23 protein-coding genes are annotated in these 23,145 nt (G+C 54.7%); 14 read left to right on the top strand and 9 right to left on the bottom strand.

The features are described 5' to 3' along the window. Positions 1 to 84 precede the first annotated feature (84 nt). The 6 genes from ABLV66_RS10680 (at position 85) to sapF (ending at position 5,902) form a co-directional block, all read left to right on the top strand. Entirely contained in the window at positions 85 to 369 is a 285-nt protein-coding gene (locus ABLV66_RS10680; protein ID WP_047067096.1) for a hypothetical protein, read from the top strand. A 238-nt stretch (positions 370 to 607) separates the two neighbouring features. After that, a complete protein-coding gene (sapA, locus tag ABLV66_RS10675) occupies positions 608 to 2,260 on the top strand; it encodes an ABC transporter substrate-binding protein SapA (RefSeq protein WP_045393130.1) in 1,653 nt (550 codons plus the stop codon). Then, positions 2,257 to 3,222, top strand: coding sequence for a putrescine export ABC transporter permease SapB (sapB, locus tag ABLV66_RS10670; protein WP_020078599.1), 966 nt, complete (start codon positions 2,257 to 2,259; stop codon positions 3,220 to 3,222). The genes sapA and sapB overlap by 4 nt, the downstream gene beginning before the upstream one ends. Continuing rightward, positions 3,209 to 4,099, top strand: a complete 891-nt coding sequence (sapC, locus tag ABLV66_RS10665) for a putrescine export ABC transporter permease SapC (protein WP_348876427.1) — start codon at positions 3,209 to 3,211, stop codon at positions 4,097 to 4,099. The genes sapB and sapC overlap by 14 nt, the downstream gene beginning before the upstream one ends. Next, complete coding sequence (gene sapD / locus ABLV66_RS10660) at positions 4,099 to 5,091, top strand: putrescine export ABC transporter ATP-binding protein SapD (protein ID WP_015366243.1); 993 nt, start codon at positions 4,099 to 4,101, stop codon at positions 5,089 to 5,091. Before sapC ends, sapD begins: the two co-directional genes overlap by 1 nt. A 1-nt stretch (position 5,092) precedes the next feature. Then, positions 5,093 to 5,902 (top strand): peptide ABC transporter ATP-binding protein SapF, encoded by an 810-nt coding sequence (gene sapF / locus ABLV66_RS10655; protein ID WP_015366242.1) that lies wholly within the window; start codon positions 5,093 to 5,095, stop codon positions 5,900 to 5,902. Positions 5,903 to 5,946: 44 nt separating this feature from the next. On the opposite strand, the gene ABLV66_RS10650 is transcribed toward sapF, so the two are convergent. Next, positions 5,947 to 7,377, bottom strand: coding sequence for a purine-cytosine permease family protein (locus ABLV66_RS10650; RefSeq protein ID WP_348876428.1), 1,431 nt, complete (start codon positions 7,375 to 7,377; stop codon positions 5,947 to 5,949). Positions 7,378 to 7,576: 199 nt separating this feature from the next. Here ABLV66_RS10650 and ABLV66_RS10645 point away from each other — a divergent pair, with 199 nt between their 5' ends. From ABLV66_RS10645 to osmB, 7 genes are all read left to right on the top strand, one after another. Beyond that, a complete protein-coding gene (locus ABLV66_RS10645) occupies positions 7,577 to 8,119 on the top strand; it encodes a HutD/Ves family protein (RefSeq protein ID WP_348876430.1) in 543 nt (180 codons plus the stop codon). Positions 8,120 to 8,361: 242 nt separating this feature from the next. Further along, positions 8,362 to 9,150, top strand: coding sequence for an enoyl-ACP reductase FabI (gene fabI, locus ABLV66_RS10640; protein WP_045393136.1), 789 nt, complete (start codon positions 8,362 to 8,364; stop codon positions 9,148 to 9,150). 193 nt (positions 9,151 to 9,343) lie between these two features. Then, a complete protein-coding gene (locus tag ABLV66_RS10635; protein ID WP_047044995.1) occupies positions 9,344 to 10,504 on the top strand; it encodes a carboxymuconolactone decarboxylase family protein in 1,161 nt (386 codons plus the stop codon). Positions 10,505 to 10,585: 81 nt separating this feature from the next. Continuing rightward, the gene (locus tag ABLV66_RS10630; protein WP_047045001.1) at positions 10,586 to 12,520 is read left to right on the top strand and encodes an exoribonuclease II; all 1,935 of its coding nucleotides are present in this window, start codon (positions 10,586 to 10,588) and stop codon (positions 12,518 to 12,520) included. Between the two features lie 149 nt (positions 12,521 to 12,669). Beyond that, positions 12,670 to 12,852, top strand: a complete 183-nt coding sequence (locus ABLV66_RS10625; RefSeq protein WP_045393142.1) for a YciZ family protein — start codon at positions 12,670 to 12,672, stop codon at positions 12,850 to 12,852. Positions 12,853 to 12,922: 70 nt separating this feature from the next. Beyond that, entirely contained in the window at positions 12,923 to 13,672 is a 750-nt protein-coding gene (gene yciT, locus ABLV66_RS10620) for a DNA-binding transcriptional regulator YciT (protein ID WP_045393144.1), read from the top strand. 266 nt (positions 13,673 to 13,938) lie between these two features. Beyond that, on the top strand, positions 13,939 to 14,157 hold the full coding sequence (osmB, locus tag ABLV66_RS10615; RefSeq protein ID WP_032688354.1) for an osmotically-inducible lipoprotein OsmB: 219 nt from the start codon (positions 13,939 to 13,941) through the stop codon (positions 14,155 to 14,157). A gap of 113 nt (positions 14,158 to 14,270) precedes the next feature. Here osmB and yciH read toward each other — a convergent pair whose 3' ends face one another. From yciH to pgpB, 5 genes are all read right to left on the bottom strand, one after another. Then, a complete protein-coding gene (yciH, locus tag ABLV66_RS10610) occupies positions 14,271 to 14,597 on the bottom strand; it encodes a stress response translation initiation inhibitor YciH (protein WP_015705734.1) in 327 nt (108 codons plus the stop codon). Beyond that, the gene (pyrF, locus tag ABLV66_RS10605) at positions 14,597 to 15,334 is read right to left on the bottom strand and encodes an orotidine-5'-phosphate decarboxylase (RefSeq protein ID WP_045393148.1); all 738 of its coding nucleotides are present in this window, start codon (positions 15,332 to 15,334) and stop codon (positions 14,597 to 14,599) included. Before pyrF ends, yciH begins: the two co-directional genes overlap by 1 nt. Before the next feature lie 193 nt (positions 15,335 to 15,527). Continuing rightward, positions 15,528 to 16,697, bottom strand: coding sequence for a lipopolysaccharide assembly protein LapB (gene lapB / locus ABLV66_RS10600; RefSeq protein ID WP_045374683.1), 1,170 nt, complete (start codon positions 16,695 to 16,697; stop codon positions 15,528 to 15,530). Between the two features lie 6 nt (positions 16,698 to 16,703). Further along, a complete protein-coding gene (locus ABLV66_RS10595) occupies positions 16,704 to 17,012 on the bottom strand; it encodes a LapA family protein (RefSeq protein WP_045374686.1) in 309 nt (102 codons plus the stop codon). A gap of 142 nt (positions 17,013 to 17,154) precedes the next feature. Next, positions 17,155 to 17,913 (bottom strand): phosphatidylglycerophosphatase B, encoded by a 759-nt coding sequence (gene pgpB / locus ABLV66_RS10590; RefSeq protein WP_045393152.1) that lies wholly within the window; start codon positions 17,911 to 17,913, stop codon positions 17,155 to 17,157. Positions 17,914 to 18,076: 163 nt separating this feature from the next. Between pgpB and ribA the strand changes: the two genes are divergently transcribed. Beyond that, positions 18,077 to 18,667 carry a GTP cyclohydrolase II gene (ribA, locus tag ABLV66_RS10585; protein WP_015366227.1) on the top strand — a complete coding sequence of 197 codons (591 nt, stop codon included), beginning with the start codon at positions 18,077 to 18,079 and terminating at the stop codon, positions 18,665 to 18,667. Positions 18,668 to 18,713: 46 nt separating this feature from the next. Here ribA and acnA read toward each other — a convergent pair whose 3' ends face one another. The 3 genes from acnA to cysB form a co-directional block, all read right to left on the bottom strand. Further along, complete coding sequence (gene acnA / locus ABLV66_RS10580) at positions 18,714 to 21,386, bottom strand: aconitate hydratase AcnA (RefSeq protein ID WP_213292472.1); 2,673 nt, start codon at positions 21,384 to 21,386, stop codon at positions 18,714 to 18,716. Positions 21,387 to 21,766: 380 nt separating this feature from the next. Next, positions 21,767 to 21,925 (bottom strand): YmiA family putative membrane protein, encoded by a 159-nt coding sequence (locus ABLV66_RS10575; protein ID WP_348876431.1) that lies wholly within the window; start codon positions 21,923 to 21,925, stop codon positions 21,767 to 21,769. A gap of 245 nt (positions 21,926 to 22,170) precedes the next feature. Next, the gene (cysB, locus tag ABLV66_RS10570) at positions 22,171 to 23,145 is read right to left on the bottom strand and encodes an HTH-type transcriptional regulator CysB (protein ID WP_015705738.1); all 975 of its coding nucleotides are present in this window, start codon (positions 23,143 to 23,145) and stop codon (positions 22,171 to 22,173) included.

The following is a 23,145-nucleotide window of genomic DNA, read 5'->3' as shown; positions in this document are numbered from 1 at the left end:
GAGAGTTAATAATATGTAACTGGTAAGATGTCTTAATGTGAATTATCATCGACGGCAATATCATTCAATGGATTGAAAATTCACGTGATTCCGGTTAATTCTCATACGCTCACCCGCTATGCCGCCCATGCCAGTTTGATCCACACCATGAAAAATCATCATGCGCCAGCCCTCTCATTAATGATGATTTTCTCGGATCTCTGCGTGCGTTCCACCCGTGATGCCTACAATGAACAAGGCTGGGAAATATCAGAGCGTAAAAGCGGACTGGTGCTGCGTACTTTCGTCGCCATCCATCGCGATGGCGGAGAACTGGAGATCACGCCAAAAGATTATATTGCCCGCTATAATCAGCTCCTTCCGCTCTGATCCCCACAGCCCACCCGCGCCGATACCAGAACGCCTGCAGATGGCTAACTGGAGAAATTGGCAATAAAAAGATACCATGTTTGATAATACTGGTTTAGTTCCGACACTATTTTGACCAACTGGCTGGACAACATGCGCTGCCGGTGACCGCATTATCCCCCTCGATGTCGTAAAGGTGGTGGTAAATGTCATTTAATATTAATAAGATAGAGCTCTGCTCTATGATCAAAAAGAAAATATGCGCCTGAAATTGTCCTCTCTTTTAGCGGCAGCCTCGATGCTGTGCGGGCAGGCTTTTGCCGCACCGGCCCCGACTCCGGCGCTGCCAGCTAATGCCGATATCCGCGATAGCGGATTTGTCTATTGCGTCAGCGGGCAGGTAAATACCTTTAACCCGCAAAAAGTCAGCAGCGGCCTGATTGTCGACACCCTCGCCGCCCAGATCTACGATCGCCTGCTCGACGTCGACCCTTATACCTACCGTCTGGTGCCTGAACTGGCGGAAAGCTGGGAAGTGCTTGATAACGGCGCCACCTACCGCTTCCATCTGCGCGATAAGGTCCAGTTCCAGACCACCGACTGGTTTAAACCGACCCGCGCTTTTAACGCTGATGATGTCATATTCACCTTCGGGCGCATCTTTAACCGTGACGACCCGTGGCACAGCGTCAACGGCAGTAGCTTCCCCTATTTCGATAGTCTGCAGTTCGCCGACACCGTAGAAAGCGTTCGGAAACTGGATAACCATACCGTCGAGTTTCGCCTGAAACGTCCCGATGCCTCTTTCCTGTGGCACCTGGCGACGCACTATGCTTCGGTCATGTCCGCAGAGTACGCCGCGCAGCTGACCAAAAGCGACCGCGAAGAACAACTCGACCGCCAGCCCGTCGGTACCGGTCCGTTCAAGCTAGAAGAGTATCGCACCGGGCAGTACATCCGCCTGCAGCGCCACGCGGCCTACTGGCGCGGCAAACCATTGATGCCGCAGGTGGTGGTGGATCTCGGCTCCGGCGGCACCGGCCGGCTGTCAAAACTGCTGACCGGCGAATGCGATGTGCTCGCCTGGCCGGCCGCCAGCCAGCTCACCATCCTGCGCGACGATCCGCGCCTGCGTCTGACGCTGCGCCCGGGTATGAATATCGCCTGGCTGGCTTTCAACACCGCCAAACCGCCGCTGGATAACCCGGAAGTTCGCCACGCGCTGGCGCTGGCGATCAACAACCAGCGGCTGATGCAATCGATCTACTACGGCACCGCGGAAACCGCGGCTTCAATGCTGCCGCGCGCCTCGTGGGCCTACGACAACGACGCTAAAATCACCGAATACAACCCCGCGGAGGCGCGTCGTCGCCTGCAGGCGCTGGGCTTGAGTAATTTGACCTTAAAACTGTGGGTGCCGACCAGTTCTCAGGCGTGGAACCCCAGCCCATTGAAAACCGCCGAGTTGATACAGGCGGATATGGCGCAGGTGGGTGTAAAAGTGATTATTATTCCTGTTGAAGGCCGCTTCCAGGAGGCGCGTTTGATGGACATGAGCCACGATTTGACGCTTTCCGGCTGGGCCACCGACAGTAATGATCCGGACAGTTTCTTCCGCCCGCTGTTGAGCTGCGCGGCGATTGGTTCGCAGACCAACCTCGCCCACTGGTGCAACCGCGAGTTTGATGAGGTGTTACAAAAAGCGCTGATTTCTCAGCAGCTGGCCTCGCGCATCGAAGCCTATAAAGAGGCACAGCATATTCTCGCCCGCGAACTACCGGTGCTGCCGCTGGCCTCTTCGCTGCGGCTGCAGGCTTATCGTTATGATATGAAAGGACTGGTGCTGAGTCCGTTTGGCAACGCCTCCTTCGCAGGCGTGTCGCGCGAAAAAGAAGAGGTGAAAAAACCATGATTATTTTTACCCTGCGCCGCCTGCTGCTGTTACTTGTGACGCTGTTTTTCCTCACCTTTATCGGCTTTAGCCTCAGCTATTTCACTCCGCACGCGCCGCTGCAGGGTGCATCGCTGTGGAATGCCTGGCTGTTTTGGTTCAAAGGGGTGCTGCACTGGGACTTTGGCGTCTCCAGCATCAATGGCCAACTGATTTCCGAACAGCTGAAAGTGGTCTTCCCGGCCACAATGGAGCTGTGCATTCTGGCATTTGGTTTTGCGCTGCTGGTCGGCATTCCCGTGGGAATGATTGCCGGGATCATGCGTAATAAGTGGCCGGACACGCTCATTAGCGCCCTAGCGCTGGTGGGGTTCTCCATTCCGGTATTCTGGCTGGCATTACTGTTTACCCTGTTCTTCTCGCTGACGCTGGGCTGGTTCCCGGTATCCGGTCGCTTTGACTTATTATACGAAGTGAAGACGGTGACCGGCTTCGCGCTCATCGATGCCTGGCTCTCTGATTCGCCGTGGCGCCATGAGATGATCGTCAGCGCCGCGCGTCATATGGTGCTGCCGGTGTTGACCCTGGCCGTCGCGCCGACCACAGAAGTGATCCGCCTGATGCGCATCAGTACCAGCGAAGTCTACGATACAAACTATGTTAAAGCGGCGGCCACCCGTGGCGTCACCCGACGGACAATCCTCCATCGTCACGTGTTGCACAATGCCCTGCCGCCGGTGATCCCACGCCTGGGGCTGCAGTTTTCCACCATGCTAACGCTGGCGATGATTACCGAAATGGTCTTCAGCTGGCCGGGGCTGGGGCGCTGGCTGATCAACGCCATCCGCCAACAGGATTACGCGGCGATTTCCGCCGGAGTGATGGTAATCGGCGCGCTGGTCATTATCGTCAACGTCATCTCGGATATTTTAGGAGCCATGGCTAACCCACTGAAACATAAGGAATGGTATGCCCTACGATAGCGTCTATCTTGAAAAGCGCCCGCCCGGCGCATTGCGCACCGTATGGCGTAAATTCTACGGCGATACTACCGCGATGATTGGTTTATACGGCTGCGGCGCGCTGGTGCTGCTGTGCGTATTCGGCGGCTGGTTCGCGCCTTATGGCATCGATCAGCAGTTCCTCGGCTACCAGCTGCTGCCGCCCTCGTGGTCGCGCTACGGCGAAGTGTCGTTCTTCCTCGGTACCGACGATCTCGGCCGCGACGTTCTGAGCCGCTTGCTCAGCGGCGCGGCACCGACCGTTGGCGGCGCCTTTGTGGTCACGCTCGGCGCCGTGCTGTTCGGCCTGGTGCTTGGCGTCATTGCCGGCTCCACCCATGGTTTGCGTTCAGCGATAATGAACCACATCCTCGACACCCTGCTGTCGATCCCCTCGCTGCTATTGGCGATTATCGTCGTCGCTTTCGCCGGGCCGCATCTGAGCCATGCAATGTTCGCCGTCTGGCTGGCGCTGCTGCCACGCATGGTGCGTTCGGTCTATAGCATGGTGCACGATGAACTGGAAAAAGAGTATGTTATCGCTGCTCGCCTCGACGGCGCTTCCACGCTCAATATTCTCTGGTTTGCGGTTCTGCCTAATATTACCGCCGGGCTGGTCACCGAAATTACCCGCGCGCTGTCAATGGCGATCCTCGACATTGCCGCACTCGGTTTTCTCGACCTCGGCGCCCAGCTACCGTCTCCGGAATGGGGCGCCATGCTCGGCGACGCGCTGGAACTGATTTACGTCGCTCCCTGGACGGTTATGCTGCCGGGGGCGGCCATCATGATAAGCGTACTGCTCATCAATCTGCTGGGCGACGGTATTCGCCGCGCAATTATTGCCGGGGTTCAATAATGCCGTTACTGGATATTCGTAATCTCACCATTGAGTTTAAAACCAACGAGGGCTGGGTAAAGGCCGTCGACCGGGTCAGCCTGACGCTGGCTGAAGGTGAAGTCCGTGGTCTGGTCGGTGAGTCTGGATCCGGCAAAAGCTTGATCGCCAAGGCGATTTGCGGCGTCACCAAAGATAACTGGCGGGTCACCGCCGACCGTATGCGTTTTGATGATATCGATCTGCTGCGCCTGTCTAACCGCGAGCGCCGCAAACTGATTGGCCACAACGTGTCAATGATCTTTCAGGAGCCGCAGTCTTGCCTCGACCCTTCCGAGCGTATTGGGCTGCAGTTGATGCAAAATATCCCCGGCTGGACCTTTAAAGGCCACTGGTGGCAACGCTTTGGCTGGCGCAAGCGCCGCGCTATCGAACTGCTGCACCGGGTGGGGATTAAAGATCACAAAGATATTATGCGCAGCTTCCCCTACGAGCTGACCGACGGCGAATGTCAGAAGGTCATGATCGCCATCGCGCTTGCCAACCAGCCGCGCTTGCTGATTGCTGATGAACCCACTAACGCCATGGAGCCAACCACCCAGGCGCAAATTATTCGCCTGTTGACCCGGCTCAACCAGAATAACAACACCACCATTTTGCTGATCAGTCACGATATGCAGATGCTCAGCAAATGGGCGGATAAAATTAACGTCATGTATTGCGGGCAGACGGTGGAAACCGCCCCGAGCGAAGAGCTGGTGACCATCCCTCATCACCCCTACACGCAGGCGCTGATTCGTGCGATCCCGGACTTCGGCAGCTCAATGCCGCATAAAAGCCGGCTGAATACCCTGCCCGGCGCCATTCCGCTGCTGGAACAGCTGCCCATCGGTTGTCGACTGGGGCCGCGCTGTCCCTATGCGCAACGCGAGTGTATCGTCACGCCGCGTTTGACCGGCGCGCGTAATCATCTGTACGCCTGTCATTTCCCGCTGAACATGGAGAAAGAGTGAAATGGTCGAAACATTGCTGGAAGTTCGCAATCTGAGTAAGACCTTTCGCTACCGCACCGGCTGGTTCCATCGCCAGACGGTAGAGGCGGTGAAGCCGCTCAGCTTTACCCTGCGCGAGCGGCAGACGCTGGCAATTATTGGTGAAAACGGCTCCGGGAAATCCACGCTGGCCAAAATGCTGGCCGGCATGGTCGAGCCGACCACCGGCGAACTGTTGATTGACGACCATCCGCTGGAGTTTGGCGACTACTCATTCCGTAGCCAGCGTATTCGTATGATTTTTCAGGATCCCTCGACCTCGCTCAACCCGCGTCAGCGTATTTCGCAGATCCTCGATTTCCCGCTGCGTCTCAATACCGATCTCGAACCGGAAGCCCGGGAAAAGCAGATTATCGAAACCATGCGCATGGTGGGACTGCTGCCGGACCACGTCAGCTACTATCCGCATATGCTGGCGCCGGGGCAAAAGCAGCGCCTGGGGCTTGCTCGCGCCTTGATCCTGCGCCCGAAAGTCATTATCTGCGATGAGGCGCTGGCCTCGTTGGATATGTCGATGCGTTCGCAGCTAATCAACCTGATGCTGGAGCTGCAGGAGAAACAGGGAATATCCTACATCTACGTGACCCAGCATCTGGGGATGATGAAGCATATCAGCGATCAGGTGCTGGTGATGCATGAGGGCGAAGTAGTCGAACGCGGAAGCACCGCCGATGTGTTGGCCTCGCCGCTCCATGAACTGACCAAACGGCTGATCGCCGGCCATTTCGGCGAGGCGCTGACTGCCGACGCCTGGCGAAAAGATGGCAAATAGCGTTAACCTTCCTTCAGGGGCGGCACAATAGCCGCCCCTGCTGTTTATGACTGCGGGAACACGCTCTGCGCCGGTAATGGACGGCGGTCGAAGCGTCGCAGCGCAAAATACAACCATCCGGTACCTACCCAGCCGATAATCCATGACACATCATTGCCGGCGAATATCCACGTCAGCGAACCATGGAACAGCGGGTTCTCAATAAACGGCAGTTGAATCAGCACGCCAATGATATAAATGGTAATGGCATACCAATTCCAGAAACCATAGCGTTGATGCGGATCGCTCAGCGCCGGAATATCGACCGCGCCTTTAGAGATAATGTAGTAATCCGTCAGGCTGATGGCGCTCCAGGGAACGAAAAAGGCCAGCAGGAATAACAGGAAATGGGTAAAGTGCTTTAAGAAAGCCGGTTCGCTGAGCAGCGCGATAATACATGAAGCCGCCACCATCATGACGACGAAAGCAACCCGGCATTGCTGCGACAACGCGGTCTGACGACGAAAACCGGAAACAATGGTAGTCAGAGACATAAAACTGCCGTAAGCGTTGAGCGTCGTGAAGGTGATTTTGCCAAAGCAGATAGCAAAATAGATAACCATCGCCATCACCTGGCTTTTACCTAATCCCACCAGATAACTCACTTCATGACCGGGGAATGCGCTGCCGGCAATCGCGGCGGTAAACACACCCAGCGTCATGGATGTCTGGGTTCCCAATACGGTTCCGAAAAACACCGAGCAGAACGTTTTCGTTGCCGATACATTGCGTGGCAGGTAGCGCGAATAGTCGGACACATACGGGCAGAAAGCGATTTGCCACGACGAGGATAGAGACATCGCCAGCAGGAACATCGGCAGGGAGAAATGGTTATTTTGCGCCAGGGCCGTGAGATCCGCCGACATCAGCAGGGTAACGAACATATAGACGAAGGCCAGAATGCCGATAATGCTCGCCAGTTTACCCAGCTTATGAATCACCTTATAACCCAGCACCGCAATAACAATAATAATTGCACTGAATAGCAGCATTCCAGCTACATTGCTGATACTCAACAGTTTTGCCATCGCCTGCCCCGCCAGTACGGTACCGCTCGCGGAGAAACCGACATACATAATGCAGACCAGTACCAACGGCACTACCGCGCCAAAGACGCCAAACTGGGCGCGGCTTATTATCATCTGCGGCAAACCCAGCCGTGGTCCCTGCAGCGCATGCAGCGACATCACCGCCGCCCCCAGCACCTGTCCAAGAAGAAGACCTATCAGCGACCACACCACGTCACCACCCAGCACTACGGCTAAAGCGCCGGTGACAATAGCGGTAATTTGCAGGTTGCCGCCAAACCATAGGGTAAACTGGCTAAAGGGATGCCCATGCCTTTCGCGCTCGGGGATGTAATCAATCGACCGCGTTTCCTTTAATCCTGCCTCATTATTTTTTGATTGCCCGTCTGTAGACGAAAAAGAAGACATAGGTACCTCGCTATTATTATTTCACTCACTCCCCATCTGACCGATCCTGTATATACAAGCATTGACAACTGCCCGCACCGCACGCATCCTATTTTTGTGATGAATATGTAAATTCTTTGTATTGCAAAAAGTAACAAAACCATAACAATAACGTTGATTAACGCCTGCGCAGGCAGCGCTTAACCGAGGTGTACCGCTCATGATCGTTCCCGTCCAACTATCCACTCTGCCCGTCACACCCTGGAAAAATGGCGCAGGCGAGACCCGTGAGATAGTCTGTGTGCCTTCACCTGATGCCCCTTTTTTATGGCGAGCCAGCATTGCCACTCTGCAAAATGATGGTCCGTTTTCCTGCTTTCCCGGCGTCGATCGGGTCATTACCCTGCTGAACGGGCAACCGCTCCGCCTGAAAGGCGAAGCTATCGATCACCCTTTAGCGTTGTGGCAACCCTGGGCTTTTGCCGGCGAGTGGCCGCTGCGTAGCGAAGGGATCCGCGAGCGCGGTCTCGACTTTAATATCATGACCCAGCGCAGTCGCGCCGCCGCCGAGGTACGGGTCGTGGACGATGTACAGACTCCCGGCGACGAAGGCGTCGCGTGGGTATTACAGGGGCGCTGGCAACTTGGTGAACGGCAATATGAAGCGCAATCGGGTATTTTCTGGTGCCAACAAGCGCCGGGCGAACTCGCGCCGCTAACGACGGACGCCCTGCTTTTACTCACCACGATCGTGCGCCGTTAACCGCAGAAATTTCGGCAACGCGTTGGGATCTGTCGCTAAAACACAGTGATTATCCGGTGATATACTGTAGCGAGCGCATTTATCATTACGCGCTGCCTTGCGACAGGCGACACAAAAAATCGTGACACAAGGGGTCTTCAGTGGGATATAATTCCCGGCTAAATTTGAGTTATTTTGAAATAACAACGTTAACCTTTTGATTGTTAGAGTAAAAATAAGCAATAACGATAAGGATTAAAGCTATGGGTTTTCTTTCCGGTAAGCGCATTCTGATCACTGGCGTGGCCAGTAAACTGTCCATCGCCTACGGTATTGCGCAAGCAATGCACCGTGAAGGGGCTGAACTGGCATTCACCTATCAGAACGAAAAACTGAAAGGCCGCGTAGAAGAGTTTGCTGCTGCGCTGGGTTCCAACATTGTGCTGCCGTGCGATGTGGCTGAAGACGAAAGCATCACCGCGCTGTTCACTGAGCTTGAGAAAGTATGGCCGAAATTTGATGGTTTCGTGCACTCTATCGGTTATGCGCCGGCTGACCAGTTAGATGGCGACTATGTCAATGTCGTAACTCGCGAAGGTTTCAAAATCGCCCACGACATCAGCGCCTACAGCTTCGTGGCGATGGCGAAAGCCTGCCGCGCGATGCTGAACCCGAACTCCGCGCTGCTGACCCTCTCCTATCTGGGCGCTGAGCGCGCGATCCCGAACTATAACGTTATGGGTCTGGCGAAAGCGTCTCTGGAAGCCAACGTCCGCTATATGGCGAACGCGATGGGTCCGGAAGGTATTCGTGTTAACGCCATCTCCGCCGGTCCGATCCGCACCCTGGCGGCATCCGGTATCAAAGATTTCCGTAAAATGCTGGCGCACTGCGAAGCGGTCACCCCGATCCGTCGCACCGTCACCATCGAAGACGTCGGCAACAGCGCGGCTTTCCTGTGCTCTAACCTGTCTGCGGGTATCTCCGGCGAAGTCGTTCACGTTGACGGCGGCTTTAACATCGCTGCGATGAACGAACTGGAACTGAAATAAGTTCCTTATCCTCCTCACCCCGGTGAGGAGGATCTCTCCTCCCCCTCTCTACCTACGCTTTTCCTCTGTTATTCCAATCCGCTATTTATTAGTACGTATCAATATTTTCTCCTGCTTCAGGGTTACGCCAGGATAGTTGCGCATAGAGGTACCGCGAAACGGCGGTTCGCCACCTACCGAACAAGGAACGCCCATGGAGCAACGCCGCGTGTATGGCAAAAACCACTGGTATCACGAGACCCAGTCAACCAACAGCCCGGTCGAGGTTCTTCCTCTGGTGCCAGAAGCCGCTGACGTTGATGACCGTTTTTTGCTCGATCTGTCGCTTGCAGCCGATGTCAGCCACCCACATGAAGGCTGGCTGGCGCCCGCGCGTCAATTGGCAAAGGTACTTTTCCCGGACAGCGTCACGGTAACCCGATTACAAACCTTCAGCGCCTACGACCGTCTCAGCACCGCCCTGACCGTCGCTCAGGTCTACGGCGTACAGCGCTTATGTAACCACTATGCCGCGCGTCTGGCGCCGTTGCCGGGCCCTGACTCCTCACGAGAGAGTAATCGCCGACTGGCGCAGATTACCCAGTACGCACGCCAGTTAGCCAGTTCCCCTTCGGTTATCAACGAGGTCTCCCGCCGCCAGCTTGATGAGGTCGGACTGACCAGCCGCGATATTGTGTTAATTAACCAGATTATTGGTTTCGTGGGCTTTCAGGCCCGCGCGGTAGCTGCCTTTCAGGCCGCGCTCGGACAACCGGTACGCTGGCTTCCGGGTATGCCGCAGCAGGAAGATGCCCCGTCAGAACGCTTCACGGACGTGACAGGAGAGTGGTCTGCGGATATCGATGATGCCGACCTGCGTTACGCCAATGACGATAGGCAAGCAAGGCTCGCCGCATGGCACCGTCATCCCGGCCTACAGCCTCTCGCCCCTATTCTGGCAACGGATGAAGGGGCGTTAGCGCTGCTGCATCAACTGCTAACTGAACTGGATAACTCTGCGCAGCCCTTAAGCACAATGGCGGCGTTGCTGGCGGCGCGAATCAACGGTAGCGTCAGCTGTTTTAACGCCTGGGCAGCGCGCTGGACAGCTGATAACGGATTGTTGCAAGCATTGCGCGGCGATGAACGAACGATTCAGCGCTGGGCGCAAAGCCATTCTTTGGAACACGTTTTCCTGCAGGCGGCGCAGCTATTGACCCGTGCGCCGGACCGTTTTAGCGCCGCACAGCTAACTCCCCTCACTGAATATGGGCTTTCCCGCATTGAGGCTATCAATCTGCTGGCGTGGTGCGGCCTCTGCGGCTGGCTGAACCGGCTTAAAATCGCCCTCGGCGAGGTACGTCAAGCGACGTAAAATGCTGAAACAGCGCTTGCTGAGGCAGGCATATTCGCGTAAAAATGTCAGCCGCTCTTTTAGCCACGAAAAAACCTAATTATGTTTCAGGACAACCCGCTGCTAGCGCAGCTTAAACAGCAATTGCATTCCCAGACTCCGCGCGTTGAAGGGGTCGTTAAAGGTACGGAAAAAGGTTTTGGCTTCCTCGAAGTCGACTCGCAGAAAAGCTACTTCATTCCGCCGCCGCAAATGAAAAAAGTGATGCATGGCGATCGTATTATCGCCGTGGTCCATACGGAAAAAGAACGTGAAAGCGCCGAGCCGGAAGAGCTGGTTGAGCCTTTCCTGACCCGTTTTGTCGGTAAAGTGCAGAAAAAAGACGATCGCCTGTCTATTGTTCCTGATCATCCGCTGCTGAAAGACGCCATCCCTTGCCGCGCCGCGCGTGGCGTTGAACACGACTTCAAACAGGGTGACTGGGCGGTGGCTGAAATGCGTCGCCATCCGCTGAAAGGCGACCGCGGATTTTATGCCGAATTAACGCAGTTCATCACCTTTAGCGACGATCATTTCGTGCCATGGTGGGTGACGCTGGCGCGTCATAACCTGGAAAAAGAAGCGCCGAATGGCGTTGCTACCGAGATGCTCGATGAAGGACTGGAACGTCGCGATCTGACGGCGCTTGAGTTCGTGACCATCGACAGCGCCAGCACCGAAGATATGGACGATGCGCTATATGTCGAGCGCGCCGACGACGGTAAACTGCTGCTGACCGTCGCTATCGCCGATCCGACGGCGTGGATTGCCGAGGGCAGCAAACTGGACAACGCGGCGAAAATCCGCGCCTTCACCAACTATCTGCCGGGCTTTAATATCCCGATGCTGCCGCGCGAACTGTCTGATGATTTGTGCTCGCTGCGCGCCAACGAAGTGCGCCCGGTGCTCGCCTGCCGCATGACCCTGGCAGCCGACGGCGCCATTGAAGATAATATCGAATTCTTCGCCGCGACCATCGAATCAAAAGCCAAACTGGCTTATGACGACGTCTCCAACTGGCTGGAAAATATCGGCGCCTGGCAACCTGCCGATGACGCTATCGCGCAGCAAATCAAACTGCTGCAGGAAGTCTGCCAACGCCGCAGCGAATGGCGTCAAACCCACGCCCTGGTGTTCAAAGACCGCCCTGATTATCGCTTCGTGTTGGGTGAGAAAGGTGAAGTACTGGATATCGTTGCCGAACCTCGCCGCATCGCCAACCGCATTGTTGAAGAGTCAATGATTGCCGCTAATATCTGCGCGGCACGCGTGCTGCGCGATAACCTCGGCTTCGGCGTATATAACGTGCATACCGGTTTCGACCCGGCTAACACCGAGCAACTGGCCGCGCTGCTAAAAACGCACGATGTACACGTTGATCCGCAGGAAGTCCTGACGCTCGAAGGTTTCTGTAAACTACGCCGCGAACTGGATGCCCAGCCTTCAGGTTTCCTTGATAGCCGCATCCGCCGCTTCCAGTCGTTCGCTGAGATTAGCACCGAGCCGGGCCCACACTTCGGCCTTGGGCTGGAAGCTTACGCGACCTGGACTTCGCCAATCCGTAAATACGGCGATATGATCAACCACCGTCTGTTAAAGGCCATCATTAAAGGCGAGACCATTGGCCGCCCGCAGGATGATGTCACCGTGCAGATGGCGGAACGTCGTCGTCTGAACCGTATGGCGGAACGCGACGTCGCAGATTGGCTGTACGCTCGCTTCCTCAACGATAAAGCCGGAACCGATACCCGTTATGCGGCAGAAATCATTGATGTCAGCCGCGGCGGCATGCGCGTACGCCTGGTTGATAACGGCGCTGTCGCCTTTATCCCGGCACCTTTCCTGCACGCGGTACGCGATGAACTGGTTTGCAGCCAGGAGAACGGAACCGTACAGATTAAAGGTGAAGTCGTTTATAAAGTCACCGATGTTATCGACGTGACTATCGCTGAAGTCCGTATGGAAACCCGCAGCGTCATCGCCCGTCCGGCGGCGTAACGCTTTTATGGCCCCTGCCCAGGGGCCATACATTTCTCGTTTTGAGTGAATATCGCCAGCTGCGCAAGGATGTGCGTTTTTTTCGCTTCTCTTTTGCAGTCGTTTTTTGCATCATTGATTTCATTCATTTTTGTAACCAGGATAATGCTATGTCTGATCTGAATGCCCGCCTGCTCGCCCAACGTATCGATACCGTGCTGGATATTCTGGTTGCCGGAGATTATCACTCGGCTATCCATAACCTGGAGATCCTCAAAGCCGAGCTGCAGGCGTTGTCTCACGACGAGCCAGAGAAGGACTCAGGGCAAACGAAAGCGCCGTGGGAAATCTGATTCATTCCTGTCCCCCAGCACGCCCGAAGGCCTGCTGGGCGCCGTATAGACCTCTAACTGTGATGTAGCTATGAACGCCCGACAACAAAGTATTTTACAAATGGTCATCGATAAAGGCCGCATGAGCGTTGCCGATCTGGCCAGGATGACCGGTGTCTCCGAAGTCACTATTCGTCAGGATCTGAATTCGCTGGAAAAGCAAAGCTATCTGCGCCGCACCCACGGCTTTGCCGTACCGCTTGATAGCGAAGACGTCGAAACCCGCATGATGACCAACTTTGCCATTAAGCGTGAACTCGCCGCGCGTGCGGCGTCGCTGGTAGCGGCCGGAGAGACGGTGTTCATCGAAAATGGTAGTTCAAACGCCCTGCTGGCCCGTACGCTGGCGGAACGCGGCGATATCACTATTATCACTGTCAGCAGCTATATCGCGCATTTACTCAAGGAAACGCCGGGTGAGGTCATTCTGCTGGGCGGCATTTATCAGAAACGCAGTGAAAGCATGGTTGGCCCGTTAACCCGTCAATGCATCCAGCAGGTGCACTTCAGCAAGGCATTTATCGGCGTTGACGGCTGGCAGAGTGAAACTGGTTTTACCGGCCGCGACATGATGCGCGCCGATGTGGTTAACGCAGTGCTGGAAAAACAGTGCGAAGCTATTGTGCTCAGCGACAGTTCGAAATTCAGCGTCGTGCATCCTTATCCACTGGGCCCGATTGCCCGTTTCAATCGCGTCATCACCGACAATAACCTGAGCGAAACTATTCGCCAGCAGCTCTGCGCAAGCGGTTTAACCCTCGATATTGTCAACCCCGCCTGATCGCTTCCGCCAGCGCCCAGGAATGGCGTTGGCAGCCCCTCTGTGTCTGAGAGTATTCTGACCTGCAATTAAGATTTTTTACCTGACGTTAAATTTTAAAATAAGTAGAATTATTATTAGCGATATAACAGGAAGTGACTATCACCTGCGTGATTAGAGCAACACCTGCGCAACTTAAGTTTCATGGAATAACCCTCAAGTCATAGTCAGTTGCTATGCTTAAAGGAAGTTGTATCCATGAATAGATTATTCAGGAGAATAAAATGATGACTTCGATGAGCAAAAAAATGGCTGCGGCCGTACTGGCGGTTACTGTAGTAATGTCCCTGAGCGCTTGCTCTAACTGGTCTAAACGCGACCGTAACACCGCAATCGGCGCAGGCGCCGGCGCACTGGGCGGCGCGGTATTAACCGACGGTAGCACCCTGGGCACCCTGGGCGGCGCAGCGGTTGGCGGCATCATTGGCCACCAGGTTGGTAAATAACCACCCCGCGTATTAAATTAATAATAATTTCGTAGTTACTGACTCACGCATCTACAAATAATTAAGGCCACGGTAAATACCGTGGCCTTGTTGTTTATTTCGCAGAAATTATCTTAGCCACCCGCTAATTTCACTTTCATCCCTTTGGCTTCCAGCAGTGATTTCAGCAAGTCGCGTTTATCACCCTGAATTTCAATCACTCCGTCCTTGAGTGAACCGCCGCAGCCGCATTTCTTTTTCAGCTCAGCGGCCAACTTCGCCAGCGCGTCATCATCGAGATCGATACCGGTAATCAGGCAGACGCCCTTCCCTTTGCGCCCGCTGGTCTGGCGTTGAATGCGCACGATACCATCGCCTTTCGCACGTTGCGGCGCCGCTTTCGGCTCTTCAATACGCCCGCTATCGGTAGAGTAAACCAGGCGGCTGTTAGAATCGCTCATTACGCCTCCAATTTCAGCGACGCGTTGATCGCCGCAAGCGTTGCAGCCGGATCGGCTGACTGGGTAACCGGTCGGCCGATTACCATATAATCAACCCCCGCCTGCTGCGCCTGTTCCGGAGTCATAATCCGGCGTTGGTCGCCAGCATCACTGCCTGTGGGGCGGATCCCTGGGGTAACTAACTTAAATTCTTGTCCTAACTCTTGTTTAAAGCGGACGGCTTCCTGCGCTGAGCAGACGACGCCGTCGAGACCACAGCGTTTGGTTAGCGCCGCCAGTTTAGCAGCATGATCGGCTGGAGAAAGCGTAATACCGAGATCCTGTAAATCGCTGGCCTCCATGCTGGTCAGTACGGTGACCGCTATCAGTAACGGCGCCTCTTTCCCAAACGGCAGCAGCGCCTCGCGGGCGGCAGTCATCATACGCGCGCCGCCGGAAGCGTGGACGTTTACCATCCATACGCCAAGCTCTGCGGCGGCGGCGACCGCGCGTGCGGTGGTGTTCGGGATATCGTGGAACTTCAGGTCGAGGAATACTTCAAAGCCGCGCTGATGCAGGTCGCGAACAAACTGCGGGCCCAGCAGCGTGAACATCTCCTTACCTACCTTCAACCGGCAATCGCGCGGATCGATTCGATCAACAAAGGCTAACGCCTTATCGCGGTTATCATAATCAAGCGCAACAACCACGGGAGAAGATGTGATAACGCGAGGAGAAGAGCTAGCAGTAGACGTCATGACCGGACCTTAATTGTTGATGAGCGCCTGCACGGCGCAAAAAAGGTAAACGGGCAGCATTCTACCTGCGAAGTAGGGAAAATGACAGGCTGGTTTTGCCCGGCTACAGACAAAAGCGGGCACGTGGTAACAGAAGCGGGTACGGTAAAATACAGATAAGTATGTTGTAACTAAAGCCAGGCTTTTTTATATGTTACTGGCCATCAAGGCCGCGAATCGGCTTGATAGTCGCCCACGAACGGCAGGACGGGCAGTGCCAGTACAGGGTGTGGGAAGTAAAACCGCACTTCTGGCAGCGGTAACGCGGTTTGCTCCGCACCTGCTCGCCAACCATGTTGCGCAGAACCCCCAGGCTCGCCTTCGCGCGCCCTTCTTCCGCCTCATTAAGATGGTAGTCCATCAGTTTATGGAACACGCGCATCGTCGGGTGTCGTTCCAACTGGCGAGTCACATAGCTCTGTGCAGCCTCGGCGCCTTCCTGCTGCTCGATAATTTGCGCCAGCATAAGCTCCGCGGTCGCCCCGGTGTTCTCTTCGACACAGCGGCGCAGGAACGCTTCCCACTCCTCATGCTTACCCAACTGCTGATAACAGGTTTGCAGCATTTCCAGGGTTTCACCAACCAGTTCTTTATCCTGGCCAATCACCCGTTCCAGGCTTTCTACCGCTTTCGCGTAGTCGCCTTTTTCCATCCACACGCGCCCCATCATAATCGAGACGCGGGCGCTGTTACGGTCCGCTGACGCGCCTTTTTTCAGCAGCGTCATTGCTTTATCGAGATCGTTACTGGCCATCTGCTGCAGCGCCAGCTCACACCAGAAGTTGGCGATATCGCTGCGATGTTTTTCTTTGCCCAATTTTACCAGCCTTTCGGCGACTTCAATCGCGGACTGCCAATCGCTGGTTAGCTGGTAAATTTGTAGCAGTTGCTGTAGCGCGCCCAGGCGGAAGTCGGTTTCATCCACCAACTGCTTGAACATATCTTCCGCGCGATCGTACAGGCCGGCGGCCATGTAATCGCGCCCCAGCTGTTGGACGGCAAGCAGGCGCTGATCGTAGGTGAGCGAGGCGCTCTCCATCAGGCTTTGGTGAATGCGGATGGCGCGGTCGACTTCACCACGCGAACGAAACAGGTTGCCAAGGGTCAAGTGGGCTTCAACGGTGCCGGTATCCTCTTTTAACATATCGAGGAACAGATCTACGGCTTTGTCCTGCTGATTGCTCAGCAGGAAGTTGACCCCGGCCACGTAATCACGCGACAGGCGACTAGCATCGTCCTGTTTGGACTGTTGTGCGCTCCTGCGCCCCATATACCATCCATAGGCAGCGGCAACGGGAAGAAGCAGAAACAACAACTCCAGCATAGAAGGTTATTCCTTGACCGCAGGGACGCCGGCATCAGCAGGCGCTACGGTCACTGGCGCGATCTGCTGCTCCAGGCGTTTAATTTTACGTTCGGCGCGCGCCAGCGATACACGAACCCGCAGCCAGAACAGGCCGCAAATCAGCCAGCCAATCGCAAACCCGGCAGCGAATAACACCGCCAGCAACGTGGAGATGCGGAATTCACCCTGCGCGAGTAAATAGTTGAACGTGACCAGTTGGTCGTTTTGCGCACCCAGCGTCACAGAGATGACGAAGATAGCTAACACCAGTAAGAAAATAAGTAAATATTTCACATGACTTCCCGTTCTGTGGGTTGCGCGAGTAAAACGCGTTCAAGCCCTATAAAGTATCATTTTCACCGCAGTGGTGAAATGGAAAAGCATGACACCCGTCATGATATGCGGCCAGGTGTCGCGAAATTCAACATAAACGGCGTCAGGTTGCGCGTTTTTTGATATCCGTCGCCTCTTCGACAGGCGGGGTTAACGGGCCGCAAAAACGCTGCGTGAGCCAGGTCGCCGCGGTAACCAGCAGCCAGGAAAGGCTGGTCGCCACGATAAGATCCTGCGGCCAGTGCATGCCTAACGCCAGACGGCTGCCCATGACCGCAGTAGCCCATCCCAACAGCAGGCCGATAGTCACCCAGCGCCGACGTGGCCACAACAGTCCTACCCCCAGCAGCGCCCAACTGGCGGCAAACATGGTATGGCCGGACGGAAAGGCAAAACCGGTCTCTTTTTGCCAGTGTTTACGCAAGAATCCCGGTATTGTCTGTTGTTCAGCCAATTGCTCATGCACCAGTTTAGCGCGTTCTTTACGTTTTAACTCATAGAATTGCGCCACCGGTACCTGTTGGGTTCTTTCTAACCAAATCACAAATGGCCGTGGTTCCTGCACCCGTTCTTTGATCCAGGATTTAAGCCCCTGACCTGCCAGGATGGCGGCGCCGAGAATGAGAAACAGCACCAGCGCTTCGCGCAGACGAAACCGTAAACACCACAAAAACCAGCCAAATAGCGCTACATGAGTAATTATTCCCCACGGCTGGGTGACGGTTTCAGTCACCCAGTACCACATTTTCAACATGGCCGGGGCTTGACCCGGCTGCCACTGCCAGCCGGAGAGCCAGACTATAACGGGCATAACAAGCAATAGCGCCGCCCCGATGGCGGTCCTTTTGGCAATCAACAGCATCATATCTCCTTCTCTTTCCTTCTGAATATCATAACGGAAAGTAGATCGTTTGTGCGCTTTCCGCGCAGGCGGTCGTTGGTAATTAGGAGAACGTCGCGGCGTTGTGGCAAAATAGTAGTAAACAGAAAGCACATTCAGGTGCTGTCAGAATCTGGAGAATCACATGCAGCTTAAACGTGTGGCAGAAGCCAAACTGCCAACCCCCTGGGGCGATTTCCTGATGGTGGGCTTTGAAGAACTGGCAACCGGGCAGGATCATGTCGCGCTGGTGTATGGCGATATTTCGGGGCAAGCCCCGGTACTGGCTCGCGTACACTCAGAATGTCTGACGGGCGATGCCCTTTTTAGTCTGCGTTGTGATTGCGGTTTTCAGCTGGAAGCGGCGCTGTCGCACATCGCTGAAGAGGGGCGCGGGATCCTGCTTTATCATCGTCAGGAAGGCCGAAATATCGGTTTGCTGAATAAAATTCGCGCCTACGCGCTTCAGGATCAAGGTTACGATACCGTCGAAGCCAACCACCAGCTAGGCTTTGCCGCCGATGAGCGCGATTTTACGCTGTGCGCCGATATGTTCAAACTGCTCGGCGTTGAGCAGGTTCGACTGTTGACCAACAACCCGAAGAAAGTCGAAATTCTGACCGAGGCGGGAATCAATATCGTCGAACGCGTTCCGCTCATCGTCGGCCGTAACCCGAAAAACGAACACTACCTGGATACCAAAGCGGCCAAGATGGGGCATCTGCTGAATAAATAAGTCAGCTCCAGAATGAATCAGGGCCAGCATTCGCTGGCCCTTTCTTTTACAGCATATTACGAATCACATAATGCAGAATGCCGTCATTCTGATAGTAGGTAAGTTCAGTCGCGGTATCGATACGACAGCGACACTGAATGACCTCCTGCTGTCCATCGGCGCGGGTGATGGTGACTGGAACCGTTGCCGCAGGATGCAGCGCCTGCAGGTTACTGATATCGATCCGCTCTTCGCCGGTCAGCTGTAGCGTTTTACGCGTCACGCCTTGCGGAAACTCCAACGGTAATATCCCCATGCCAATAAGGTTGGAGCGGTGAATACGCTCGAAGGACTCGGCAATCACTACCCGCACGCCCAACAGACGCGGCCCTTTTGCCGCCCAGTCGCGGCTGGAACCTGAACCATATTCTTTACCGGCAATCACCGCCAGAGGCGTACCCTCGGCTTTATACAGCATAGCCGCATCGTAGATAGCAACAGGCTGCGTGTCTGGTAAATGACGCGTCATCCCCCCTTCCACGCCCGGCACCATTTCGTTACGGATACGAATATTGGCAAAGGTACCGCGCATCATCACCTCATGGTTGCCACGTCGTGAACCATAAGAGTTGAAATCGGCGCGCGCCACGCCGTGCTCCTGCAAATAGCGTCCTGCAGGGCTGTCTGCCTTGATACTTCCTGCCGGAGAGATATGGTCGGTAGTCACCGAATCGCCTAACATCGCCAGGATCCGCGCGCCGTGAATATCTTCTACCGGTTTCGGCTCAACGCCCATCTCATCAAAGAATGGCGACAGGCGAATATAGGTAGAGTCATCCTGCCAGCGATAGGTATCGGAACGGTCTACCTGAATAGCTTTCCACTCCTCGGTACCTTCGAAGACTTCGGCATATTCTTTACGGAACATCTCGGTGGAAACCTGCTGCACCGCGCGAGCAATCTCCTCGCCGCTCGGCCAGATATCTTTCAGGAACACCGGCTTACCGTCTTTACCAACCCCAAGCGGTTCACGGGTCAGGTCAATGTTCATATTGCCAGCCAGCGCATAGGCCACGACCAGCGGTGGCGACGCCAGCCAGTTGGTTTTCACCAGCGGATGGATACGACCTTCGAAGTTGCGGTTACCGGAGAGCACCGCCCCCACGGTCAGGTCACCTTTTTTAATTGCCTCTTCGATAGGTTCCGGCAGCGGCCCGGAGTTACCGATACAGGTTGTACAACCATACCCTACGAGGTTAAAGCCCAATTCATCGAGATAAGGCGTCAAACCGGCATGCGCCAGATAATCGGAAACCACTTTCGAACCCGGCGCCAGCGAGGCTTTCACCCACGGCTGCGGTTTCAGGCCGCGCTCAACGGCGTTCTTCGCCAGCAGGCCGGCGGCCATTAACACGCTCGGGTTGGAAGTATTGGTACATGAGGTGATTGCCGCAATCGCCACCGCGCCTTCCGGCAGCGAATAGCGTTGCCCATTGAGAGTATAATCAACCGGCTGACGCGATTTTTGCGTTTGATTCACTTCCAGTTCGTTGCTGGCGGCAAACGCTTTCGGCACATCGCCCAACGCGACGCGGTCCTGCGGCCGTTTCGGCCCGGCGAGGCTGGCCTCAACCGTACCCATATCCAGCGCCAGGGTGCTGGTGAATACCGGCTCATCGCCCGTCTGGCGCCACATCCCCTGCGCTTTGGCATAAGCTTCAACCAATGCCACCTGCTCTTCGCTGCGCCCGCTCAGGCGCATATAGCTGAGGGTTACCGCATCGATCGGGAAGAAGCCGCAGGTCGCGCCATATTCTGGCGACATATTCGCAATGGTTGCCCGGTCGGCCAGCGGTAACGAGTCGAGACCGTCGCCGTAGAATTCTACGAACTTGCCAACCACACCATGTTTGCGCAGCATCTGGGTCACTGTCAGCACCAGGTCAGTCGCGGTGATCCCCTCACGCAGTTTACCGGTCAGCTTGAAACCGACGACATCAGGTATGAGCATGGATACCGGCTGCCCAAGCATCGCTGCTTCCGCTTCAATCCCGCCGACGCCCCACCCTAATACGCCCAGACCGTTAATCATGGTGGTGTGCGAATCGGTACCCACCAGCGTATCCGGGTAAGCCACCCATTCGCCATCCTGTAGTTCGCTCCACACGGCACGGCCGAGATATTCAAGGTTCACCTGGTGGCAGATCCCGGTTCCCGGCGGCACAACGCTAAAGCGGCTGAAGGCCTGCTGTCCCCAGCGCAGGAAAGCATAACGTTCGTGGTTCCGCTCCATTTCAAGGCGCACGTTATCTTCAAAGGCGTTTTCATTACCAAAACGGTCCACCGTTACCGAGTGGTCAATCACCAGGTCAACCGGCGAGAGCGGATTCACCTTTGCCGTATCGCCGCCCAGCCGTTTTACCGCTTCACGCATGGCGGCTAAATCGACCACCGCCGGTACGCCGGTAAAATCCTGCATCAATACGCGCGCCGGACGATAGGCTATTTCGCGGTCGGCATGCGCTTTCTGCAGCCAGCCGGCCAGCGCCTGAATATCTTGTTCCGTCACCGAGTCACCATCCTGCCAGCGCAGGAGGTTTTCAAGCAGAACTTTGAGGGATTTGGGCAGTCGGGTGAGATCGCCCAGTTGTTTAGCGGCCAGCGCCAGGCTGTAGTAATGGTAGGTTTTGTCTTTGACCTGTAGCGTATCCTTACTGGCTGCTCGTAGTGTTGACGACATAGCTCCTCCTTTATCACAGGGATGCATGCCCTGAACTCCTCAGGGTCTTTATTAAAGATAACACAAACTTGACATAACACTTTGATAACAACTCAAATTGCTAAAATTGACAAAACCATACAGTTCAGAAATTTTGAAGATAACAGTGTTACAGCGCGGAGATATTTGATGAGGTTGAGTAAGTTCCGATCCTATTCTCTGAACGGGAAAAGAAAAAGAGCTAATCACGGATAGACAATGATTAGCTCAGGATGGATTAACATTTAAAGCTGATAAGTCGGAAAATAATTTCTTCCACCGTGTTCCACAATTCCGGGTGCTAATTTTACCAACCTCCTTTTGTCACAAAAGTGAAATATAACCTTCTCTGATAAACTGCTTTAGCTAATAATCCAGATGAATAATGCAACGATGCACCAGAAAGCGCTAAGCCCCATCAGTATTGAGCCCCAGACCTGACTGCGCAGCGTTGGATCGATTTCCGCTTTGTGACGTTCATACGACATCGCGAGCTTTGCATAATCGATATTGTTTATCATTTCATCACCACCAATTGCTAAAATCATCAGGTACAGATAAATCTTAATAAGATATATAAAATAGATCCAGCTAATTCAGGAACAGGTAAAAGGCTTTTAACCGTTATTTTGATCGCAGCGGGTATATTGGAGAAATAACGAAGTGAAAATCCGTAGAAATGTGATTACAACGAGGTTTATAAGTTCTGATAAGGTCCATAATAGAAAATGGCACTCCCCGGAGGAAATGCCATTTATCAATTCGATTATTTTTCCGGCAGTTTAATATCTTTGAACATGGCCTCTATATCCTCATTCGAACGTAGCGCCACGGCCGTATCGACCACATCTCGCGTCAAATGCGGCGCAAAACGTTGAATAAAATCATACATATAACTTCTGAGGAAGGTGCTTCGGCGGAAGCCTATCTTGGTGGTGCTGTGGCTGAAAATACCATTGGCATCGAGTTTTACCAGGTCTGGATCGGACACGGGATCGACCGCCATGCTGGCAATAACTCCAACGCCAAGCCCTAAGCGCACATAGGTTTTGATGACATCGGCATCAGTCGCCGTGAAGACGATACGTGGAGTAAGCCCGGCGCGATTAAACGCGGTATCCAACTCAGAACGTCCGGTGAAGCCGAAGGTATAAGTTACCAGCGGATACTGCGCCAGCTCTTCAATGGTCACCGAACCTTTCGAAGCGAGCGGGTGGTCCGGCGTCACCACAATTGAACGGTTCCAGTGATAGCACGGCAGCATCACCAAATCGTCGTACAGATGCAGCGCTTCGGTAGCAATGGCAAAGTCGGCATTACCCTTCGAAACCGCTTCTGCAATCTGCGTCGGCGACCCCTGATGCATATGCAAAGAGACCCGAGGATAACGCTCAATAAAGCCTTTAATCACTCCAGGGAGCGCGTAACGCGCCTGCGTATGGGTGGTGGCAACGTACAACGAGCCCTTATCCGGCCAGGTGTGCTCGCCTGCCACGGATTTAATGGCCTCAACTTTAGATAACACTTCACGCGCGATGCGAATAATTTCCTGACCGGCTGGAGTGACCTGAGTTAAATGCTTACCGCTGCGGGCAAATATCTGAATTCCCAACTCATCTTCCAGCATGCGTACCTGCTTGCTGATGCCTGGCTGTGAAGTATACAAGCCTTCGGCGGTAGAGGAGACATTCAGGTTATGGTTAACAACCTCAACGATGTAGCGGAGTTGCTGTAGTTTCAT

This window comes from Klebsiella sp. CN_Kp073 (assembly GCF_040065495.2).
GTDB classification, from domain to species: Bacteria; Pseudomonadota; Gammaproteobacteria; order Enterobacterales; family Enterobacteriaceae; genus Klebsiella; species Klebsiella aerogenes.
The sequence above is the reverse complement of the archived record's forward strand: the minus strand, read 5'-3'. Positions and strand labels throughout refer to the sequence as shown.

What these genes read in the sequence shown, in the direction of transcription:
- sapA (WP_045393130.1), top strand. Translation starts at nt 608, where the DNA reads ATGCGCCTGAAATTGTCCTCTCTTTTAGCGGCAGCCTCGATGCTGTGC.
- sapB (WP_020078599.1), top strand. Translation starts at nt 2,257, where the DNA reads ATGATTATTTTTACCCTGCGCCGCCTGCTGCTGTTACTTGTGACGCTG.
- sapC (WP_348876427.1), top strand. Translation starts at nt 3,209, where the DNA reads ATGCCCTACGATAGCGTCTATCTTGAAAAGCGCCCGCCCGGCGCATTG.
- sapD (WP_015366243.1), top strand. Translation starts at nt 4,099, where the DNA reads ATGCCGTTACTGGATATTCGTAATCTCACCATTGAGTTTAAAACCAAC.
- sapF (WP_015366242.1), top strand. Translation starts at nt 5,093, where the DNA reads ATGGTCGAAACATTGCTGGAAGTTCGCAATCTGAGTAAGACCTTTCGC.
- ABLV66_RS10650 (WP_348876428.1), bottom strand. Translation starts at nt 7,377, where the DNA reads ATGTCTTCTTTTTCGTCTACAGACGGGCAATCAAAAAATAATGAGGCA.
- ABLV66_RS10645 (WP_348876430.1), top strand. Translation starts at nt 7,577, where the DNA reads ATGATCGTTCCCGTCCAACTATCCACTCTGCCCGTCACACCCTGGAAA.
- fabI (WP_045393136.1), top strand. Translation starts at nt 8,362, where the DNA reads ATGGGTTTTCTTTCCGGTAAGCGCATTCTGATCACTGGCGTGGCCAGT.
- ABLV66_RS10635 (WP_047044995.1), top strand. Translation starts at nt 9,344, where the DNA reads ATGGAGCAACGCCGCGTGTATGGCAAAAACCACTGGTATCACGAGACC.
- ABLV66_RS10630 (WP_047045001.1), top strand. Translation starts at nt 10,586, where the DNA reads ATGTTTCAGGACAACCCGCTGCTAGCGCAGCTTAAACAGCAATTGCAT.
- ABLV66_RS10625 (WP_045393142.1), top strand. Translation starts at nt 12,670, where the DNA reads ATGTCTGATCTGAATGCCCGCCTGCTCGCCCAACGTATCGATACCGTG.
- yciT (WP_045393144.1), top strand. Translation starts at nt 12,923, where the DNA reads ATGAACGCCCGACAACAAAGTATTTTACAAATGGTCATCGATAAAGGC.
- osmB (WP_032688354.1), top strand. Translation starts at nt 13,939, where the DNA reads ATGACTTCGATGAGCAAAAAAATGGCTGCGGCCGTACTGGCGGTTACT.
- yciH (WP_015705734.1), bottom strand. Translation starts at nt 14,597, where the DNA reads ATGAGCGATTCTAACAGCCGCCTGGTTTACTCTACCGATAGCGGGCGT.
- pyrF (WP_045393148.1), bottom strand. Translation starts at nt 15,334, where the DNA reads ATGACGTCTACTGCTAGCTCTTCTCCTCGCGTTATCACATCTTCTCCC.
- lapB (WP_045374683.1), bottom strand. Translation starts at nt 16,697, where the DNA reads ATGCTGGAGTTGTTGTTTCTGCTTCTTCCCGTTGCCGCTGCCTATGGA.
- pgpB (WP_045393152.1), bottom strand. Translation starts at nt 17,913, where the DNA reads ATGCTGTTGATTGCCAAAAGGACCGCCATCGGGGCGGCGCTATTGCTT.
- ribA (WP_015366227.1), top strand. Translation starts at nt 18,077, where the DNA reads ATGCAGCTTAAACGTGTGGCAGAAGCCAAACTGCCAACCCCCTGGGGC.
- acnA (WP_213292472.1), bottom strand. Translation starts at nt 21,386, where the DNA reads ATGTCGTCAACACTACGAGCAGCCAGTAAGGATACGCTACAGGTCAAA.
- ABLV66_RS10575 (WP_348876431.1), bottom strand. Translation starts at nt 21,925, where the DNA reads ATGATAAACAATATCGATTATGCAAAGCTCGCGATGTCGTATGAACGT.
- cysB (WP_015705738.1), bottom strand. Translation starts at nt 23,145, where the DNA reads ATGAAACTACAGCAACTCCGCTACATCGTTGAGGTTGTTAACCATAAC.